The organism is Roseburia porci (assembly GCF_009695765.1).
GTDB classification, from domain to species: domain Bacteria; phylum Bacillota; class Clostridia; order Lachnospirales; family Lachnospiraceae; genus Roseburia; species Roseburia porci.
This window is the reverse complement of record NZ_VUNI01000051.1, coordinates 1-1,839: the sequence shown is the minus strand read 5'-3', so window position 1 is coordinate 1,839 and position 1,839 is coordinate 1. Positions and strand designations below refer to the sequence as shown.

Sequence of the window (1,839 nt, the reverse complement as noted above, 5' to 3'; positions counted from 1 at the left end):
CGCTCATTGTCAAGCTAGTTGTCAGTAAAACTTTAACTTTTTGTTGCAATCATTCAGGCTGTCAGATGTTACTTCGCACCTAAGCTAAATGTCAATGACAAGCAGCTTCGCTGATGCAATTCATCCATTGACATTTAGCTCAGGCACGAAGTCCTGATTAATTAAGCTGAATGAATAAGAAGTTATGAAGCCGCAGCTTCCGATTCCTCAGTTATTTTTGTTTCCTCAAGTTCCTTTTCCGGATTGAGATACACCGTGCTCGGAAGTGTCCAGTCGCGTGTTGCGCGCCCATTCCACCGTTCTGGATGGGCAGCCTTGGCTGCTTCATACACTGCATGCCGGTTTTCGAGGATCTGTTCCGATGTGCCGCTACGCCTTTGATAAGGCGTCAGGAATTTCAACCCGCTATGATGATGGTCATGGTTGTACCATTTCACAAACTGGCTTACCCAGCAGCGGGCTTCTTCCAGCGTGGCAAATCCTTTCGGCTGATAGTTTGGGCGGTACTTAAGCGTCTTGAACAGACTTTCAGCATATGGATTATCATTGCTGACGCGAGGTCTGCTATTGGATGGTGTGATTCCGAGCTGATACAGTGTAGCCAGCATCGTTGCACCTTTCATTGGTGAACCGTTATCCGAATGCAGTACAAGGGGCTGTGTGGTAAGCCTTCCCTGTTTCAGTGTAATCCGTTTTATAAGATCGCTGGCCAGTTCAGCACTTTCTTCTTTATAGACCTCCCATCCGACGATACTCCGGTCATAGAGGTCTGAGAAAAGATACAGGTAATAAAACATTCCTTTGTGTGGTCCGTTCAGATAGGTAATGTCCCACATATACACCTGATTTGGAGCTGTTGCACTGTAAGTGGCCGGACGATTTCGTTTAGGAGCTTCGCTTCTTCCTCTGTGGTTGAGCATTTTTTCTTCCCGCAGGACGCGGTAGAACGTGGATTCTGATGCGATGTAAATGCCTTTGTCTGCAAGGGCAGGAACAATCTCACATGGGGGCATGCTCGCATACTCCAGAGAGTTGCAGGTTTCTATAATCTTCTGCCGCATTTCCTGTGGCACCTTGTTGACCGGTTCCGGATGAATCGCGGTCGGGCGACCATCTTCATAGGAATCCGTATGACTTTTTCGGTTTTTCCAACGATAAAAAGTCCGTTCTGTGATTCCAAGCCTCTCACAGGATTTCCTGCAGGAAGCCCCGGCTTGCATTGCTTCCTCGATTAGCTGTACGGCATTCTCGCGGTCTGAGGCGCTAATCATTCGTCCTCTGGATCCCCCCAGATCGCATTTGCTTTTTTTGACAGCACAAGTAGTGCAGCCGCTTCCGCGAGTGCTTTTTCTTTCCGCTGTAATTCTTTTTCGAGTTTTTTGCGTTCCTTCTCGGAATCCTTAAGTTCCCGGTTAAGGCGGGCAGCCTCTTTGGCAACGCCGCCATTTGCGTTCAGGCAGGCATCCTTCCATGCTTTGATCTGCTCAACGTAAAGCCCCTTTTTACGTGCATACTCTGCGAGCTCTGTTTCATTCATGCTTGCAGTTTCAACAACAACGAGGAATTTATCCTGTGTGCTCCAGTCATCCGGCGATGCATTAGTACCCGGGGCTGCATAGCCTTCTTTTCTGGCTTTGTCTCTCCAGTTGCGGAGCGTCTGCTCAGAGATGCCTTCTTCTTTGGATATCTTGGTGATTGACTCATTGTTGGGTGGAAGCATTCTTCTTAGCAAGGCTTCCTTAAGTTCTTGACTGTAGTTCATAGTGAAAGCTCCTTCCTGTGATAGTTATATACTACCACAAAAACTTTTTTCTTTCACTGACAACTATTCTAACACAC

1 protein-coding gene is annotated in these 1,839 nt (G+C 47.4%); it reads right to left on the bottom strand.

What is annotated here, in order from left to right:
- Positions 1 to 182: 182 nt before the first annotated feature.
- Positions 183 to 1,762 (bottom strand): IS3 family transposase gene (locus FYJ75_RS14210; protein ID WP_408638943.1). Its coding sequence is split into 2 segments (ribosomal slippage): positions 183 to 1,300 and positions 1,300 to 1,762, totalling 1,581 coding nucleotides; the frame shifts between segments, so codons are not numbered across the junction.
- Positions 1,763 to 1,839 lie beyond the last annotated feature (77 nt).